The sequence below is a fragment of the Azospirillum sp. SYSU D00513 genome (genome assembly GCF_017356015.1).
GTDB lineage: Bacteria > Pseudomonadota > Alphaproteobacteria > Azospirillales > Azospirillaceae > Azospirillum.
Map to the genome: position 1 here is coordinate 1 of NZ_JAFIQV010000106.1, position 1,597 is coordinate 1,597.

The 1,597-nt window shown below is 68.7% G+C and carries 1 protein-coding gene; it reads left to right on the top strand.

Features of this window, described 5'->3' with window-relative positions:
* The first annotated feature begins 240 nt into the window (after positions 1 to 240).
* Entirely contained in the window at positions 241 to 1,425 is a 1,185-nt protein-coding gene (locus JUB11_RS32380; RefSeq protein ID WP_207462926.1) for an IS110 family transposase, read from the top strand.
* Positions 1,426 to 1,597 lie beyond the last annotated feature (172 nt).

Sequence of the window (1,597 nt, forward strand, 5' to 3'; positions counted from 1 at the left end):
CTTGTATCACGGGCACAGACGTTCAGGCTCGGTGTTGAAAGAGCTTGAACGGACACGGGAGAGGGGCGCCGCGTCCGCCTTGAGGTTTGTGCCTCGTTACGGAGATTGGCGCCCTCGTCCGGTGCTTAGGACTTGAACGGTATCCCGGCGGATGGGCTTGCGCCATCGCGTCGCATTCACAAGGGCAAGGACAAGCATCGGCTCCGAGGCTCCCGACCGCTGACCGGGGAGGTGTTCGCCATGAACTTCGTCGGCATCGACATCGGCGGTGAAACGCACTTTGCCGCCGCCGTGAATGAACAAGGGACCGTCACGCTGAAGGCCCGGCGCTTTGAAGAAAACGCCAACGGCCACGCTGCTCTTCTGGCCTGCCTCAAGCCGTTGGCGCCGGTCGCCTGTGTCGTCCTGGAGGCAACCGGCCACTACTGGAAGAACCTGGCGGTCGCCTTGCTGGCCAACGGCTACCCGCTGGTCGTGCTCAATCCCTTGCAGTCCGCCCGCTTCCAGCAGGAAAACCTCACGCGCACCAAGACCGACGGCATCGATGCCCTCGGCCTGGCGCGGCTGGCTCAGCAAAAGCGCCCGCAACCGACCCGCCTGCCCGATGCGGCCACCGAAGAGCTGCGCGAGCTGGTCCGCCATCGCGACCGGCTGGTCCAGGATCTCGGCGACCGGGTCCGCCAGCTCCACCGCCTGGTCGACCTGACCTTCCCGGAGTTCACCCGGATCGTCCACACCCTCGACAGCCGGCTAGCCACCACCATCCTGCTGGCCTTCCCCAGCGGGCAGGCCATCGCCGCCGCCGACCCCGGCCAACTGGCGGCTCTGCGCTACGACGGGCGGCATGCCGTCGGCCCGGAGCGGGCCGGCACCCTGATCCAGGCCGCCAAAAGCACGGTCGGGGCGCATCAGGGCGAAGCCTACCGGGTCCAGGTCCGTCATGTCTGCCAGGACATCGAGCTGTGGCGCCAACGCCTGGCCGAGATCGACCGCGACATCGACGGCCGGCTGCAAGCCCATGAGATCGGCCGCCTTCTGACCAGCATCGAGGGCATCGGCCCGCAGACCGCCGCCCGCCTCATCGCCGAACTCGACGATCCCGCCCGCTTCCACAGCCCCGGCGCCCTCGCCTCCTACATCGGCCTGGTTCCGGCCATCCGGCAGTCGGGCAAGCGTTGCGGGCAGCGGGCCGGCCTGACCTCCATCGGCAAGGCTCGCCTGCGACGGGCGTTGTGGATGCCCACTCTGACGGCCGTGCGCCGCAGCCCCTGGCTGAAGGCCTTCCACGACGGCCTGTGCGCCCGCGGCAAACCGCCCAAACTCGCCATCATCGCCGCCATGCGCAAGCTCACGACAGCGGTCTGGATCGTCGCCCGCCAGCGCCGGCCTTGGAACCCCAACCCCACTCAGGAGGCGACCGCCTGATCCCCAGCGGTCGGCCTTCGGCCGAGCCGCATGCCAAGCCAGCGTCAGGACGGGCGGCACGGGTCAAGGCCAAGGCCGCCAAAGGCGGTGGCGCGCCAGCGCCAGCCTTGACGCGGGACGACCGCCCTGGCACCCAACCTTATTCCTGCTTGATCCGCATCACGGTATCTCC

Bases quoted from the DNA above. Each gene is read 5' to 3' on its own strand.
- JUB11_RS32380 (WP_207462926.1), top strand. From the start codon at position 241: ATGAACTTCGTCGGCATCGACATCGGCGGTGAAACGCACTTTGCCGCC.